This window comes from Chryseobacterium polytrichastri, from assembly GCF_900142445.1.
Classification (GTDB): Bacteria; Bacteroidota; Bacteroidia; order Flavobacteriales; family Weeksellaceae; genus Chryseobacterium; species Chryseobacterium polytrichastri.
This window is the reverse complement of record NZ_FRAV01000025.1, coordinates 51,701-66,744: the sequence shown is the minus strand read 5'-3', so window position 1 is coordinate 66,744 and position 15,044 is coordinate 51,701. Positions and strand designations below refer to the sequence as shown.

At 38.1% G+C, this 15,044-nt stretch carries 18 protein-coding genes; 16 read left to right on the top strand and 2 right to left on the bottom strand.

All coding sequences use genetic code 11. The features are described 5' to 3' along the window. The first annotated feature begins 198 nt into the window (after positions 1–198). The 4 genes from BUB80_RS15445 to BUB80_RS15430 all read left to right on the top strand — a co-directional run bounded on the left by BUB80_RS15445 (position 199) and on the right by BUB80_RS15430 (position 5,821). Positions 199–1,356: an HlyD family secretion protein gene (locus BUB80_RS15445; RefSeq protein ID WP_228433838.1), complete on the top strand. Its 1,158-nt coding sequence runs from the start codon at positions 199–201 to the stop codon at positions 1,354–1,356. A 27-nt stretch (positions 1,357–1,383) separates the two neighbouring features. After that, positions 1,384–3,576 carry a peptidase domain-containing ABC transporter gene (locus tag BUB80_RS15440; RefSeq protein ID WP_073294473.1) on the top strand — a complete coding sequence of 731 codons (2,193 nt, stop codon included), beginning with the start codon at positions 1,384–1,386 and terminating at the stop codon, positions 3,574–3,576. A gap of 273 nt (positions 3,577–3,849) precedes the next feature. Continuing rightward, positions 3,850–5,274 (top strand): SprT-like domain-containing protein, encoded by a 1,425-nt coding sequence (locus BUB80_RS15435; RefSeq protein WP_139262721.1) that lies wholly within the window; start codon positions 3,850–3,852, stop codon positions 5,272–5,274. Positions 5,275–5,296: 22 nt separating this feature from the next. Next, positions 5,297–5,821, top strand: a complete 525-nt coding sequence (locus BUB80_RS15430; RefSeq protein WP_073294467.1) for a hypothetical protein — start codon at positions 5,297–5,299, stop codon at positions 5,819–5,821. 302 nt (positions 5,822–6,123) lie between these two features. Here BUB80_RS15430 and BUB80_RS15425 read toward each other — a convergent pair whose 3' ends face one another. Beyond that, positions 6,124–6,333, bottom strand: coding sequence for a hypothetical protein (locus BUB80_RS15425; RefSeq protein ID WP_139262719.1), 210 nt, complete (start codon positions 6,331–6,333; stop codon positions 6,124–6,126). A gap of 361 nt (positions 6,334–6,694) precedes the next feature. On the opposite strand from BUB80_RS15425, the gene BUB80_RS15420 reads away from it, so the two are divergent. The 10 genes from BUB80_RS15420 to BUB80_RS23665 all read left to right on the top strand — a co-directional run bounded on the left by BUB80_RS15420 (position 6,695) and on the right by BUB80_RS23665 (position 12,957). After that, on the top strand, positions 6,695–7,096 hold the full coding sequence (locus BUB80_RS15420) for a single-stranded DNA-binding protein (protein ID WP_073294461.1): 402 nt from the start codon (positions 6,695–6,697) through the stop codon (positions 7,094–7,096). A gap of 83 nt (positions 7,097–7,179) precedes the next feature. After that, the gene (locus BUB80_RS15415; protein WP_073294458.1) at positions 7,180–8,253 is read left to right on the top strand and encodes a DUF932 domain-containing protein; all 1,074 of its coding nucleotides are present in this window, start codon (positions 7,180–7,182) and stop codon (positions 8,251–8,253) included. A 54-nt stretch (positions 8,254–8,307) separates the two neighbouring features. Beyond that, positions 8,308–8,721, top strand: a complete 414-nt coding sequence (locus tag BUB80_RS15410) for a hypothetical protein (protein WP_073294508.1) — start codon at positions 8,308–8,310, stop codon at positions 8,719–8,721. Continuing rightward, entirely contained in the window at positions 8,718–8,897 is a 180-nt protein-coding gene (locus BUB80_RS15405) for a 3-isopropylmalate dehydratase (protein ID WP_073294455.1), read from the top strand. Before BUB80_RS15410 ends, BUB80_RS15405 begins: the two co-directional genes overlap by 4 nt. Positions 8,898–9,113: 216 nt before the next feature. Then, positions 9,114–9,635 (top strand): PRTRC system protein E, encoded by a 522-nt coding sequence (locus BUB80_RS15400; protein WP_073294453.1) that lies wholly within the window; start codon positions 9,114–9,116, stop codon positions 9,633–9,635. 30 nt (positions 9,636–9,665) lie between these two features. After that, on the top strand, positions 9,666–9,884 hold the full coding sequence (locus BUB80_RS15395; RefSeq protein WP_073294450.1) for a PRTRC system protein C: 219 nt from the start codon (positions 9,666–9,668) through the stop codon (positions 9,882–9,884). Positions 9,885–9,900: 16 nt separating this feature from the next. After that, positions 9,901–11,076: a hypothetical protein gene (locus BUB80_RS15390; RefSeq protein WP_073294447.1), complete on the top strand. Its 1,176-nt coding sequence runs from the start codon at positions 9,901–9,903 to the stop codon at positions 11,074–11,076. Then, on the top strand, positions 11,069–11,791 hold the full coding sequence (locus tag BUB80_RS15385; RefSeq protein WP_073294445.1) for a PRTRC system protein B: 723 nt from the start codon (positions 11,069–11,071) through the stop codon (positions 11,789–11,791). Before BUB80_RS15390 ends, BUB80_RS15385 begins: the two co-directional genes overlap by 8 nt. Beyond that, the gene (locus tag BUB80_RS15380; protein WP_073294442.1) at positions 11,788–12,594 is read left to right on the top strand and encodes a PRTRC system ThiF family protein; all 807 of its coding nucleotides are present in this window, start codon (positions 11,788–11,790) and stop codon (positions 12,592–12,594) included. The genes BUB80_RS15385 and BUB80_RS15380 overlap by 4 nt, the downstream gene beginning before the upstream one ends. Before the next feature lie 195 nt (positions 12,595–12,789). Then, the gene (locus tag BUB80_RS23665) at positions 12,790–12,957 is read left to right on the top strand and encodes a hypothetical protein (RefSeq protein ID WP_175549618.1); all 168 of its coding nucleotides are present in this window, start codon (positions 12,790–12,792) and stop codon (positions 12,955–12,957) included. Here BUB80_RS23665 and BUB80_RS15375 read toward each other — a convergent pair. After that, on the bottom strand, positions 12,944–13,324 hold the full coding sequence (locus BUB80_RS15375; protein WP_073294439.1) for a hypothetical protein: 381 nt from the start codon (positions 13,322–13,324) through the stop codon (positions 12,944–12,946). The genes BUB80_RS23665 and BUB80_RS15375 overlap by 14 nt on opposite strands. Before the next feature lie 367 nt (positions 13,325–13,691). Between BUB80_RS15375 and BUB80_RS15370 the strand changes: the two genes are divergently transcribed. After that, positions 13,692–14,306, top strand: a complete 615-nt coding sequence (locus BUB80_RS15370) for a LytTR family DNA-binding domain-containing protein (RefSeq protein ID WP_175549617.1) — start codon at positions 13,692–13,694, stop codon at positions 14,304–14,306. A gap of 184 nt (positions 14,307–14,490) precedes the next feature. Continuing rightward, on the top strand, positions 14,491–15,012 hold the full coding sequence (locus BUB80_RS15365; protein WP_073294433.1) for a hypothetical protein: 522 nt from the start codon (positions 14,491–14,493) through the stop codon (positions 15,010–15,012). Positions 15,013–15,044: the final 32 nt, after the last annotated feature.

Here is a 15,044-nt window from a genome sequence, read left to right as displayed (position 1 = left end):
TTAAGATATTTTTTATCGAAAGTATAGGAGTTGTTTCTATCACGGAAGAACGCACAGTTTTTCTAAGATTAAATAGCCCTCATTTTTGGGTGAAAGCTTATTAACCAATAATTCAATATTATAGTATTTTTCTAAATACTTCTTTTTTCAGCGATTCCTTTATTTCGGGTCTAATAGTTACAATGATTTATGCATATTTTGGAAGAAGTAAACCTATCCAATACCCCAATCGTTTTCCTGCACAGGACAAAAATTCGGAGTCAGATTATTTATACCGTAACACTTTTTGCAGTTACGATCTGTTTTGCGGCTTTACCATTTATTTACACCACAGTAAGTGTCAAAAGCTCAGGTTCCCTCCAAAGTAGTATCGAAAAGATGGAGTTATTGGCACCGGCCACCGGTAGAATCATCCATTTGAACTTGAAGGATAATCAAAAAGTAGAAATGGGAAAAATACTCATGAATATAGATGCTACATCCCCTGTTCAACAAACATCTCTTTTAAAAAATCGAATCGTACAATTGGAACAATTGCTTCAGGATGCCTCCGTACTTTTCAAGCTACCGGAACATTCATCCATCCAGCCAGTGTTGCAAACCGGGTTATACCTAGCAAGTTGGCACCAATACAGTGAGCAAATCCATCATGAACTTAATGCACGAGATCAGGCCTTGCAAATATATAAGCGTTATGAAACACTTTATAACAGGAAGGTCGTGACGCAGTCAGAATACGAGCAGTACAAATTTAACTATGAACAAGCCTGCTCCAGCCTGAGTATAGTAAGCAGAAAATACGGGACACAGTGGCAGACCGAAGCTAACCAGTATAGGAACGAATTGCGTGACCTGCAAAACCAGGATATTCAATTAACAGAGCAGAAGAAGTCTTACACACTTAAAGCCCCCATTTCCGGTTCTTTACAAAATCTAACAGGACTGCAAGTAGGCGCATTCGTTTCCGCAAGTCAAAAACTTGGGGAGATTTCCCCAGACAGTGCCCTATTAGCTTTTTGTTATATAAAACCTGCTGACATTGGGCTAATAAAAAAAGGGCAAAAGGTGACCTTCCAAATCGATGCGTTTAATTACAACCAATGGGGATTATTAACAGGTAGTGTAAAAGATATATCAGATGATATAGTGATTATTAATCAGGCACCTTATTTTAAAGTAAAATGCCAATTGGACAGGGATTACCTGAAATTGAAAAATGGTTATAAAGGGCAGGTAAAAAAAGGGATGACCTTCAGTGCTCGTTTTATCGTAACAAACCGCAGTCTTTATCATTTGCTCTATGATAAAATGGATGATTGGCTGAATCCCAATATCCAGACCCCTAAAGAGGCGTAGTTCCTCTGAATTAATTAATCAAAATATATGAATATTTTTAAGACCAGATCCAGTACAGCCAAGGTAAAGCAACGTGATATAACCGATTGTGGTGCCGCCTGCCTGGCCTCTGTATCCGCCTTCTATAAGTTAAAAATACCTGTAGCGCGTATCCGTCAATTTGCGGGGACTGATACCAAAGGGACTAACGTATTAGGTTTGACTGAAGCTGCCACCAAACTGGGATTTGAAGCCAAAGGAGTAAGAGGTTCACAGGATAGCTTAAGTAAAATTCCTTTGCCCGCTATTGCCCACATCATTGTAAAAAAAAACCAACTTCATCATTTTGTAGTTATTTATAAGGTAACCAATAAGTATATAGAGATCATGGATCCCGGAGATGGTAGGATCTATAGAAAAATGATAGCCGAATTTACCCAAGAATGGACAGGTATACTTGTATTGTTGCTTCCTGATGAAGATTTTAAAAAAGGAAATGAAAAAGTAGCGGTTGGAAGTCGTTTTTGGTCACTGGTGCAACCTCATAAAACAATCATCTTTCAGGCACTCTTTGGGGCATTTATTTACACTGTTTTGGGGTTATCCACCTCTATTTTTGTACAAAAGATTACAGATAATGTATTAATAGATGGCAACCGCAACCTGCTTAACCTGATGAGTATGTTGATGATTGGCATTTTACTGCTGCAGTTATTTATTGGGGCGACAAAAACATTATTTACTATTCGGACCGGCCAACAAATAGATACCCGTTTAATTTTAGGCTATTATAAACACCTGCTTAAATTGCCACAGCAGTTTTTTGATACCATGCGGGTTGGCGAAATCATATCACGAGTAAATGATGCAGTTAAAATTAGAACTTTTATTAATGATGTCTCAATTGGACTGGCCGTTAATGTGTTTATCGTATTTTTCTCTTTTGCATTAATGTTTTCCTACTACTGGAAGCTAGCATTATTTATGCTGACCGTTATCCCTGTTTACTTAATCATCTATTTTATAACCAATAAACTGAATAAAAAGATACAGCGCAAATTGATGGAAGAATCTGCAGAGCTGGAATCTCAATTGGTCGAAAGTTTAAATTCTTTGGGTACGATTAAACGTTTTGGGTTGGAGCAATTTACGAATGAAAAAACAGAAAGCCGCTTCTTACAGTTGCTAGGGACTATTTATAGGTCAGGAATGAATTCCATATTTTCAGGCACTTCAACGGAAATGATCGCTCGTTTATTAACGATTATCTTATTGTGGGTTGGAGCCGGATATGTACTGGACGGACAGATTACTCCTGGTGAATTATTCTCATTTTATACGTTGATCGGTTATTTCACCGGTCCGGCTGCCTCTTTAATTGAAGCTAATAAAATAATCCAAGATGCCATAATTGCGACTGACAGGCTTTTTGAAATTATGGATCTGGAAATTGAACTGGATACCGCTAATGTAGCTCTTACAAAAGACATTCTTGGGGATATCCGTTTTGAACATGTAGCATTCCGTTATGGTACTCGGGTGAATGTTTTTGACGATCTGAATTTGAATATAAAAGCAGGAAGCTTTACAGCTATAGTAGGTGAAAGCGGGTCAGGTAAGTCTACCTTAATGGCGCTGCTCCAGAATATTTATCCTATACAAAACGGAACTATTTTTATTGGCAAATATTCCATTAAATATTTAAACAATGCCTCACTGCGCAGTTTACTGGGAGTCGTCCCCCAACAGATTGACCTATTTTCCGGCAATGTAATTGAAAACATTGCAATAGGTGATTATAATCCTGATATGGAACGTATTATTGATATTTGTACACAACTTGGAATAATTGGCTTTATAGAACAAATGCCCAATGGTTTTCAAACCTATTTAGGTGAGAATGGAACAGCTTTATCAGGAGGTCAAAAACAACGTATTGCAATAGCCAGAGCATTATACCGCAATCCCCAGATCCTAATTTTGGACGAAGCTACTTCTTCATTAGATCCCACTTCAGAGCAGTATGTACAACGAACAATCGAATTCCTACGAAAACAGCAGAAGACCATTATTATAATAGCACATCGCTTAAGTACTATCCGCAAAGCAGATAAAATCATTGTATTGGATGGAGGAAAGGTTATTGAAGAAGGATTACATACAGAAATGATCCTTGCAAAAGGGCCTTACGCAAAACTTTGGAAACAACAATTTTCAGACGAAGAGATAATTTTGGATTAATCTGCTAGTGCATATCTTTATTTCTTGCAAGAGCTATAAGATAAAAAGAATAATAGATAAATATAAAATGATCAATTATTCAGATTATAAAAAGGTAAATGGAATTGCTTTTCCATTTGTAACAGAAGTTACTCATATACCGGTTTGTTTTTTTGGTCAGGTTTTCCTTGTACCAATATAATATCTTCGTTCACCATGATAAACAAATCGTTAGCGTAAATTCTACTTTATAAATAAATAAGAATATTATACTTGTTACTTAAAAACACATACATGAAGAAAAATTTTTATTACAAGACCATGTTAGGTCTTTTCTCTCTGAGTTTTCTTACTTTATTTACGCTATCCTGTAAAAAGGATCAGCAAAATAAAGTAACAAAAACGGAAAACGTGACAGTGCAGGAAGCCAAAGCCTGGATGCTGATTAATAGACCAGACATCGACTTAGGAGAGAATTGGAATAATACAAAACAGATCAATCTGGAAAATGCTAATGGCATCTTAAAAGTTCGAATCAACGAGTCATTGACGAATGGTACATGGGCACTCAGGGACATAATGTTCCAAAAAGATGACCATGGTAAAGTTGATGCAGTGGTCTATAAAATTTTCGTAGATACAAGCTATTTTACCAACAAGAAAGGGGCGAATAATCCCCTAACTGACAAAAGGAATTTTATAAACAATAATGATTTTACTGGGAAAATGGTTCTCTACACAATACAAAACCAAATCATTAAAATAAGACAATACGAGAATGGTGCAGCTATAGAGGAATTAGTTCGCAAGGTGAGTAGCAAACCTAATCCATATAATCCTATTTCGTATATAAAAGAGGATAAACCCATTATGGTCTGTAATAATATTGGAGAGGAGTGTCATCCTATAGGGGGTGGTAGTGGTCCTCTCCCTGGAATACCATTACCAGAATTCAATATTACTGTACCCAAAACCCCAACCGTCCCACCAATTTTATTTCCCCCAGATTCACATACAAATCCCTCTACAGGACCTGGTGTGCCAATTGGTAATCCCGGTGGTGGTGGATCAGCAGGTACACCCTCTGTTTCTAGGGATATAAATAATAAAATTAAAGACCCCTGCTTGAGTAAAACATTTGAGAAAGCAAAGAACGCTAATTTTACAAATACTGTTGAAGACATCATTAAAAAATTAGATGGGAACAAAAAGGTGCAGATTTCAGTTTCAGATCAGGATGTTGTTCAAGATTCTAAAGGAAATTATGTTGAAGGAAAAACAACAGATTATTTAATAGATCCTGTAACTGGAAATTTTTCATGCTCAATATTATTAAATAGTGCAATTTTAAGTCGTTCAACTCAGGAATATGCTGTTGGGACCATTGTTCATGAAGTAGTTCACGCATATCTCCAATATACTGCCGGAAACACAAATAACCATTTAACCAATCACGAAACCATGTCCAAAGAATATGTAAAGCCAATTACTGACTTTCTGACTTCTACCTTTCCAACTTTAAGTCCAAAGGATGCCACTGCAATTGCCTGGGGAGGCTTAGAAAAGACTCCATACTGGAACGATAGTTACAAGAATGACAGCTTCAGTTATGGCGATAACGGTGGAACAATGACTTTCAACGAAATGAAAGGATTGGAAAATGCACATAGATTTGGTACCGCTGACAATAGTACCAGTGCGTGTGGAAACAAGCAATAAAAAGATTTAATTTAACCCAATTATGAATATAAAACCAATTTTACTACCCACTCTACTCCTGCTTTTAAGCTTTACCATAGTAAAAGCTCAGGACGATAAAAAAATAGATCCTAAACGAATTGAGAAAGAAAAAATACACAATTTATTTAGTAAGGCTATGTCAAGGGAGGCTTTCAGAGATACCAATATGATCTACATGTTTGCTTATAAAGTAGACGTAAGAAAGGATAAAGAAGGCAAAGTAAGGATATGGCAGATTGATGCAAGTGATACCGTGGCAAAAAAAATATTTAAAAATCTTGATTTCCTAAAAGAAATAAATTACAGTCTTTTTATGGGTAAGTCCGATCGTTCTACATTTGTTTTTCCGATCGCAATTATGCTCGCTTACCCAGGAAAAAAAGAGTCAGAGTTCATTAACCAAACAACTCTAGGTGAAAAACTACAAAATTATTGGTTTGAAAGAAATTTCGCTGAAGATCCTATTGAAACTTACCTTTATTTTCCTGCTTTAATAGTTAGAACAACTACCATTACAGATTATTGATGTTTAAGACAGAATCTAGCAAAAGACAACTAAAATGGAGTTTGCTGGAATGGTCTATGATTAGAAATCGACTAATACCTGAGTATACTCCGCTCTGAAACCTCAACATTCTGCGCACTGGAAGTACAAGCCAATTCGCAAAAAAGCCTCGGCAAATTAATCGTTAGCCCGAGGCTTTTTTTATATATTTTTTTACAGAAAGATGTATTCTGGTAATAGCTAATTTGCACGTTCCTAATTTTGTTGCAAAACATGAATGTTGACATTCGACCCAGTCAGCTACACACTTTACTATATATTTTTCACAGAAAAAGAATATCATTTCTTCTACTATAGTAGATTGGTAGTGATCCTTCTCTTTTCTCTCTAAGCCGACTTTTACGGCCTTCTTTCTTTAGAAAAACTCTTATCTGTATGTGATATACAGACTCTTCAACAACGTAAAAATCTAATTCCGGAATGGGAGCGCTGCTTCTCATCACCCAGTCCATATACCTACTGGACATTTCCATTGCTTCCCATATATTTTTTTTAATCAAAAACCGGGTATGCTGTTTTGTTCCATTTCAAGAGCAAAGGTATTTCCGTGTTCTTAACGCACGAGCAAGGTCGGGGTCCTTGAGGATTTGTCAAAAAATCTCCACCCATGCGGGTCGTATTTATTTGCCAAAATCTTGCTCCTGCTAAACACTAACCTTTTTATGCTCGTGAAACGAAACAAAGCATACTCCGGCTCTTTAGACGAATAAAAAAAATGTCAGAAATGGAAAATAATAGTAGAAATGGTTTTAGAGTGAAACGAAACAGCACCTCCTCTCATTACCGAATAAATCAGAAAAAAAATAAAATCTCAAACCCTAAAATTCAAAAATCATGAACATTATCGGAAGACTAACACGGGATGCAGAAGTTCGCACCGTGCTACAGGACAAACAGGTCGTAAACTTCTCAGTAGCCACCAACGACAGCTACAAAAACAAGCAGGGAGAGCGCATCATGCAAACTACCTATTTCGATTGCGCCTACTGGCTGAGTACAAATATCGCCAATAAACTCACCAAAGGCACCCTCGTAGAACTCTCAGGCAGAGTCTATGCAAGGGCATGGATGGGTAAAGACGGGAACTCCCACGCAGGACTCAATTTTCATACCTCCCAAATCAAACTGCACGGAGGCAGTAAGAAATCTGATACTTCACAACCTACTGAATACACCACTCCCCCACAGGACAGCGAGTTTAACAATATGGGAGCAGAAGACGACCTCCCATTTTAACAACAGTTATTAAAGAAAGTCAATTCATCAATTCATCAATTCATCAATTCATTCAAATTTTTAACACTAAATATTTTAATATTATGGCACATAATTTAAACTTCAACAACAGAACAGGCAAATACTCATTTTTCAGCGTACAGCAAAAAGCATGGCACAATCTAGGGCAGATCGTAGAGGATTATCCTACAAGTGCCGAAGCTATAGTACACGCAGGATTAGACTACGAAGTCATCAAAGCACCGCTATATACAAAAGGTTCGGGTATTATCGAAAATTCGCAGGGTATTGAGATTGCAGACAGTGAATTGCACGTACCCAACTATTTCGCCAATATCCGAAACGATAACAATGCCGTACTCGGTGTAGTGGGCAAAGACTACCAAATCGTACAGAATCGTGAAGCCTTTTCATTTTTTGACGCTATTGTAGGCGGTGGTGATGGCATTCTATACGAGACCGCAGGAGCTTTGGGGAACGGAGAGCGTATTTTTATCACCGCCAAACTACCCGACTATATTCGAGTAGGAAATGGGGATGATGTCGTTGAACAATACATTTTCCTGACCACTTCCCACGATGGTAGCGGAAGTATTACCGCAGCCTTTACCCCTATCCGTATTGTCTGTCAAAATACCCTCAACGCTTCACTCCGAAACATGAGCAACGTGGTACGTATTCGCCATACTTCAGGTGCGAAACAACGTCTGGACGATGCCCACAAAGTAATGGGACTCGCCAACCGATTGAGCAGCGAAATGGAGACCATCTTCAACCTATGGGCAAAAGTAAAGGTTAATGACCATGAGGTAAAAAAACTCATTCAGTTAGCCCTCTGCCCAAACAAAGAAACCTTACAACACCTACAGAAAGGCAATGAGGACGAAATTTCCACGGTTTTTAAAAATACCGTAGAAGATGCTTTTGCTTATGCCATGATTAGTGAGACCCAACAAATGGACACTACCAAAGGTACATTGTTCGGAGCCTACAATGCTGTCACTGGCTACTACCAAAATGTACGCACCTACAAAGATGATGAAGCAAAATTGCAGTCTATTGTCATGGGAGGAACCGCACAACTCAAATCTCAGAAAGCATTTGAGCTATGCACAGCCTTTGCAACAGACGGAGCAGAAATTTTCAATCTTAATTAATTGACCAGAGGCAACCACCCTGACAAGGCGGTTGCCTTTAAAAACATTAGCAAAATGAAAGCATTACAACAAATGTTCAACGTAGAAAAAGGAAAACTTCTTGCAGATTTATTGCCCGAAGAACTTCCTAATATCACCCTTTTCATTGAAGCGGAAGCACAGCGTTTTCTAAACAGTGAGGAACAGATTAAAAGCCAATGGTCAGGAACTCTGGTGACAAGTAGCCTTTGGTATGGTCTTGTACGGAATGTTGAAAAAGCCGTAAAAAAATACGGCGACAAATTTCGCAGAAATCACCGCCTTTTTTCTGAACAATTATTTGACGGATATGATGCTCTGTTTACCATTCACTGCCTTGTAGAATGTTCGCTGAAAGAAGACTGTAATTATAAATTAAGACTAGCGATACATCTGCTTTTTGGGGCTGAAAAACTGATAGTAACGGACTTTCAAAGCAGCCAAAAATGAAAATAAAGGATTTAAACGGCTATGAAATAGAGGTCACAGACCTTAAAAAAGCCATAGAACAAACAGCCTGTTTTAAAAACCTCCATCATATTCCACCCTTACCAACCGATAAGGAAAGACAGGAATATTGGACAGATTTACACGAAAAATTAGTAAAACTAAAAAAATTAACATGAGCAATATAACAGATAAGGCAGAAGAAACAATACAGAGCAATGAGCATCATTGCACGGATAGTCAAAGAGTTTGAAGGACGGTATGGTCTGGATATGTCCAAAATTGACAATCATAATGCGTGTAATAAAACAAATCCCGTACAGTGTATCATTGAAACAAATGGTTACAATGTCAATTACGATAGTAACAATAAAAAAATAAAGATTAAATAAATTATGGAAACAACTAATTTTTTCAATCAGCTTGCCCAAATGAATATAACAGGAGATGTACAAATCACCATCAGACAGGGCATAGAAAACGAGTGGATTGTATCGGTATTACTCCAAAACGACCACTGCGGTGACAATGCTAAAAATCTAATTCCTCCTTTACTCCTTCGGGGAACTTCGGAAGAACTTGACAACGGATTTTTTAAAAACATCACCACCCCTTTACAGACTGCATCGGGCTTAATGCTCAATATGGAAGCCTTTATAAAGCAGTTAGAAGAAACCAAAAAACATTCGGCTATGGAAAAAGAAAAAGCCGATAAGGAGAAAAAGGAAAAAGAAGCGAGAGACAAAAAATACAATGATACCCTACTGAAAGCGGAAGCCTTTGAAAATGAAAGCAAATTCAAAGAAGCATGGACAGCACTGCCCAAAGCTTCGGAATATCCTGAATATGCCGAACAAATCCGTAAAAAACAATCCGTTTACGAGCATCATTTTGCCCCTAGCCTTTTCAGTGAGTAAGTTTCTATTTAACCAAAAAAATCAAAGAGTATGTTATTAGCCACCCAATTAGAAAGAGTATTTATATTCAAAGAAAAAAGTGAGGAGATCAGACTCACCGACCCCAATCCGAAATGGAACGTAGACGCCGTATTGAATTTTTATACCAATACCTACTCCATACTAACCACCGCCAAAATATCAGCCCCGAAAATCAAGGATGATACCGTAGAATATCATTTTGAGAGTGTGATGGGAACCAAAGGTTAAACTAAAAAATAAAACAATGAATTATGCAGCAATATATCCTCTCGGGAATAATTCAACTCCCCGAAGAAAAACAGCAAAAACAACTGCACCGACAGTTAACAGCGTTCAACCATTGGATGAAAAAGCCAAAAGATGCAGGAGAAGTCCAAAAAGACAAACGAAAGTCTGTTCCCCTGAGCAGGCTCCCCATGGTTTTCTGAGAACCACCTTTCTGCCAAGGCTGAAAGTAGAGCAATCCGTACAGGCTGGTGAGGAAGCGAAAAATCTGGAAAGGAATTTTCACATATCTCTTTCCAGACTTTCCGAACATTATGGGATTGTACCGATGTCGATACAGGATTTTGAATATCCCTATAATATTGCCCTTTCCCTGTCTGACATTCAGCAGAAGCTCAAAGACAATGTTGCCCATTGGGATTCCATTCGATTCATACAGCAAGGTACAAAAGCTTTTCTAATCAGTGAGGAAAGATACAGCACAGGTTCCACCCTGTATTATATTCCTGTGGCTCCCCTGTTTCTGATGCTAAAGGACAAGAGCAAAAAGAAATCTGCCCACCTCCTGCTATCAGTCTGTACCTATCTATATCACATTGCTGATATTCCCTACTACAGGCAGGAAGACAGCTATCTCTATTGGCAGTATGAAATGCTTACCGATTGGTTGGAGCTTGATGATGAAACGGAAGAAACCCATATCAATACAAATGAAATCAAACAAGCGGAATGGGTTGGTGAGAGAATGGAACAGAAATTATTCAACCGTAAAAATCTGGAGGTATTTAAAGACCACCTACACCAATTTAAAAGCACAGACGATTTTGACAAAGAATGTCTACAGATTGCTACAAAAGCCCTTGAACTCTACGAATGCTATCCAGAGGAAAAGTTTTTCCGAAATGCCAATGCCCAAAATTGGGAGGACGAAGACCATGACAATGACAATATTCTTACCATAGAAAAGTATATTTCCTTTTATCATGACCATAAGGGATGGCTTTCTGATTGTCTATTTGATACGGTAAACAATGAGTTTGCTGAGTATGGAGAAATAGAAGAACCTACAATTTCTAAATGTTTTGACGGCAAGCCATTAATCAATAACAACCTTGATTTTGAAAACCGTTTATTTTCGGTATTGGATGACCTTATTTATTTACTGAGCAACTACAAATTTAAACACCATGAATAATCAAATCGACCTAACAGACAATTTTGGGCCATTATATTACCCGAAAGCTGCCCTTGTGTTTTATGAAACAAAAGGTATGAATGCAGACGGATATACAGAGTATTTTGATATGGATAAAAACGGCAATCTCATCAATGCCCATCCACTCAGCGTAAGGGAAGCCAATCAATTGGTAAAATCCTTAAAAATAACAGAGGATAAACAAGCATTTCTGAAGTCATCTGGAATTATGAACCCTAAGATTCTACAAATTGATCCTATCCATAATGGGATGGTGATCTGGCATACCAAAGCGATGAACAGGGAAATGTTTTTTGTAGAAAAAGTGGAAATACCTAACGGAAAAGCCAATGTCCCCCCTATGCTATGGGTAGCCAACCGTAACAAACTTTCAGTTTACGCCCTTTCAACAAACAGAAGACCAACAGAAAAAACGACTCTTTATCATGCGCCCTTCTTTAATGTATATATTAATGGTACGGTGTGTATGGGTACCGTTGATGTGAGGATTAAGAAAATGGCATCACTCGAAGAATTTACCACCGCATGGGAAAACTATTTCTTTAATTCCTATTTCAGTCACTTAATACAAGACCACAGCCCTATCAAAGGAAATTGTGTCAGCCTTTGGAAAAGACTCATCAACACCAATTTACCTTTTCCAAAAGAAGTATTAACGAAATCAAGCAGAACCCTAAAAGACCTATTGCGATGAACACAACTGAAAAAATAAAAGTCCACTTCACGGATAATTACCTTATAAACCCAACCAATCCCATTGAAGCTAATATTATTGGGGCTGGCAGTACAGGCTCAAAGTTTTTAACTGCACTTATGGAAATGAACCACAGCTTAATTGAATTAGGACACGCAGGATTTTCCGTCCGCCTATGGGATGATGACAGGGTAAGTGAAGCCAATTTGGGAAGACAGCGTTTCGCAGAGTGTGAAACAGGGTTCTACAAATCAGTTGCCCTAATCAACCGAGCCAACCGATGGTCAGGAACAAACTGGAAAGCCGAAACTGTGAAATTTGAGAGAACTCCTCTGGGAAGGCTCCCCGAACATGCCTCTGCAACTCTATTTATCTCATGTGTTGATAATGTAAAAGCTCGTTTTGAAATCGCTGAGATACTCAAAGAACTCACTAATGGCAGGCTCTACCATAATCAACCCAAATATTGGATGGATCTTGGTAACAGCCAACATACGGGACAGGTGATTCTATCCACTATTGGTGAGATCCGACAGCCCAATTCCGAGAAATATGAAACAACAGCTCACTTGCCTTTTGTTACAGAAGAATTTGGCGAACTGCTCAGGACATCCGAAACAGACGACAATACTCCGAGCTGTTCACTCGCAGAAGCACTCGAAAAACAGGACTTATATATCAATTCTACACTTGCACAAATGGGATGTTCCCTACTTTGGAACCTATTCCGTAATGGTATGACAGAAAACAGAGGCTTTTTCCTCAACTTAAAAGATTTCCGTTCGCAGCCTTTAAAAGTTTAAAAAGTAAAGCCCGAAATATCGGGCGGCACAAAGACAACCACTCCCAATGCTCGTGGACGTCTTTGTGCGGTAAAATCGGAGCAACACCATTCGACAATATTTCCCTATCCCATCATTACATTCTTCCTTTCCGGAAAATTACCGAATTCCGTTGCGGGTTTTAGTGTGGGATATTCCAAATATCCCTGATTACATTTGGATAGACTTCTTTTCTTTCCCGATAGAGCGGCTCAAGAAAAAGAAGCAAAAGAAAGCCGCCTGAATAATGGTTTCAAAATAGGAGGACACCCTAATAAGCTGTTGGTTTCTCCGCCAGTAGGTCTTTTCATGACAATTCTGATCAACTCTTCTACCGGTAGCTAACGGTAAAAGTGAGCATACCGGAAATAATACTTTCACCAGTTCCATCTGCTTTTACGGCTATGGTATTTTCTGCGTAAATCCATTTTGCATAACCGGGAACTTCCGGTAGCGGAAGAGAAATAAGCTTGATCTCCAGACGATGGGTAAAGCAGAAAGAACATTGCTCTCCATAATTCACTGAGACTTTTTCATTAATTCCTTCAAGAAAACTAACCTGGTGATCAGTAAGGATAAAACGGTCTTTTATCCACCTTTTAAAATCTTTTTTAACAAATTCTGCCTGAATAAATAAATCGGTATCCGACAGAGCATACAGTTGGGTGAGTATATTCTCAACACCCAACGGTGAAAATGGGAATAACTGCATAGTACGAATATTTAAGATTATTAACTGAATACGAGGATGTTAACCCAAAGTTAATGAAAAATAGTTTTGCTATATTCGTTTCATTAACTTATTTCACATTAACGTGTAATATAAAAAACTATTTTCCATGGAAACCATAGCTTACAACAATAAAAAGCTACGCATTACCTGTGCATTTGTAGCGTCATTTTATATCTTATTTCATGGCCGCCCCATTAATTTGGTAAAGGCTTTCAGTTCACGAGGATTTTATCTGGCATTAGCTGTCAGCTTTGGCATATCTCTGATATTGGTACACACCATCCATACTCTAACACGATGGCTTGATAAAAGATCGCCCTGGAGAACCGAACCGATCAAGCGTTCCTTGTTACAGTTCTTACTGGGTGTTATTCTGCCAGCCTGCATCGATTTAATACTTATTTCAATCTATTTTAATACACGAGAACAGGATATAATAGACAATGGTTTCTTATTGGTGGACTTCCCTGTTATCTTTTTCTTTATCGTTCTCATGAACATTTATTATGTTATACATTATCTCCTGTTAACAGAGTCAAAACCAACAATAGCGTACATTAACCCAATCGTTCCTGATAATGAAAATTCGGAAATGACAGCACTAACGATTGATCATAACGGACAACATCTCCTGTTTGACGTTTCACAAGACATTTTATGTTTTTACCGTTTAGGAAAGTCGGTAAAAGCCTTTACCACGCATGGCAATGAATATGTGATCAATATTTCCTTAGCCAGTCTGGAGGAACGTTTCGGCACTATCCATTTTTGTATGATCAACAGATCCATGCTCATCAACACTAAGACAATACGAGGTTACGAGAGTACGGATAAAAGGGATAGCTTTAAAATTATTTTCAAACCGCAGTTTACGGATATCGTCAAATCTTCTAAAGACAAAAGTTTTTACATCACTAAAGAATATTTGGCTGCATTTCGGGGAAGATTCAATAACGATTAGTCCCTAAAAAACATCTTTTTATAAATTTTTGATACCCAAATTGTGTAGGGTTCATACCTAATTTTTGTATAGTTCATGTCCATTTTTTGTAGGTTTCATGTCTTTTCGAGTCTACCCTATTGATTTATACTACTGAATACCAATACATTTACCATCTGGCTGTCCAATATTTTTTTGAGTACTCATGATAGGTTCAGCGGGTCACAGAACCAGGATAACAACGGAAGATCTTCGATCAAGCCGAAGCAGCGAATCCTTAGGGATTAATTACAGTACATTTAATCCGTCTCAGATTGAAGAAGTAAACCATAGACCATCACCCACTGTCTGTGCCTTTTCCATCTATTCACCGACAGTAATTTCGATGCTAACAATCATCATTTTATTGCCCATTATTAAATCACTAAAAATAATTATCATGAACAGAGTAAAAACAGCCATTGCAGCACTACTCATTGCTGGTGGCACCCTTGCAGCATTTGCATTCACTCCTAAAACAGAAACTAAAACAGCTGATACCCTATATTATTGGTTCGAAGCAGGAACCAATAATTATCTTGGTCAGGATACAAAATCCGACATACAGGAAAATCACTGTGGAGCCCCAGGTATGAATGTTTGTGCCCGAGCGTATTCAGCTATTTCAGGCACGCCAGGCAATGAGGTACCTAGCGGATCTCAGGTTGATCAAACGACAAAACAATAAACAACGGAGGGCTGGTCAATAACCAGCCCTTT

What these genes read in the sequence shown, in the direction of transcription:
- BUB80_RS15440 (WP_073294473.1), top strand. Translation starts at nt 1,384, where the DNA reads ATGAATATTTTTAAGACCAGATCCAGTACAGCCAAGGTAAAGCAACGT.
- BUB80_RS15435 (WP_139262721.1), top strand. Translation starts at nt 3,850, where the DNA reads ATGAAGAAAAATTTTTATTACAAGACCATGTTAGGTCTTTTCTCTCTG.
- BUB80_RS15430 (WP_073294467.1), top strand. Translation starts at nt 5,297, where the DNA reads ATGAATATAAAACCAATTTTACTACCCACTCTACTCCTGCTTTTAAGC.
- BUB80_RS15425 (WP_139262719.1), bottom strand. Translation starts at nt 6,333, where the DNA reads ATGGAAATGTCCAGTAGGTATATGGACTGGGTGATGAGAAGCAGCGCT.
- BUB80_RS15420 (WP_073294461.1), top strand. Translation starts at nt 6,695, where the DNA reads ATGAACATTATCGGAAGACTAACACGGGATGCAGAAGTTCGCACCGTG.
- BUB80_RS15415 (WP_073294458.1), top strand. Translation starts at nt 7,180, where the DNA reads ATGGCACATAATTTAAACTTCAACAACAGAACAGGCAAATACTCATTT.
- BUB80_RS15410 (WP_073294508.1), top strand. Translation starts at nt 8,308, where the DNA reads ATGAAAGCATTACAACAAATGTTCAACGTAGAAAAAGGAAAACTTCTT.
- BUB80_RS15405 (WP_073294455.1), top strand. Translation starts at nt 8,718, where the DNA reads ATGAAAATAAAGGATTTAAACGGCTATGAAATAGAGGTCACAGACCTT.
- BUB80_RS15400 (WP_073294453.1), top strand. Translation starts at nt 9,114, where the DNA reads ATGGAAACAACTAATTTTTTCAATCAGCTTGCCCAAATGAATATAACA.
- BUB80_RS15395 (WP_073294450.1), top strand. Translation starts at nt 9,666, where the DNA reads ATGTTATTAGCCACCCAATTAGAAAGAGTATTTATATTCAAAGAAAAA.
- BUB80_RS15390 (WP_073294447.1), top strand. Translation starts at nt 9,901, where the DNA reads ATGAATTATGCAGCAATATATCCTCTCGGGAATAATTCAACTCCCCGA.
- BUB80_RS15385 (WP_073294445.1), top strand. Translation starts at nt 11,069, where the DNA reads ATGAATAATCAAATCGACCTAACAGACAATTTTGGGCCATTATATTAC.
- BUB80_RS15380 (WP_073294442.1), top strand. Translation starts at nt 11,788, where the DNA reads ATGAACACAACTGAAAAAATAAAAGTCCACTTCACGGATAATTACCTT.
- BUB80_RS15375 (WP_073294439.1), bottom strand. Translation starts at nt 13,324, where the DNA reads ATGCAGTTATTCCCATTTTCACCGTTGGGTGTTGAGAATATACTCACC.
- BUB80_RS15365 (WP_073294433.1), top strand. Translation starts at nt 14,491, where the DNA reads ATGATAGGTTCAGCGGGTCACAGAACCAGGATAACAACGGAAGATCTT.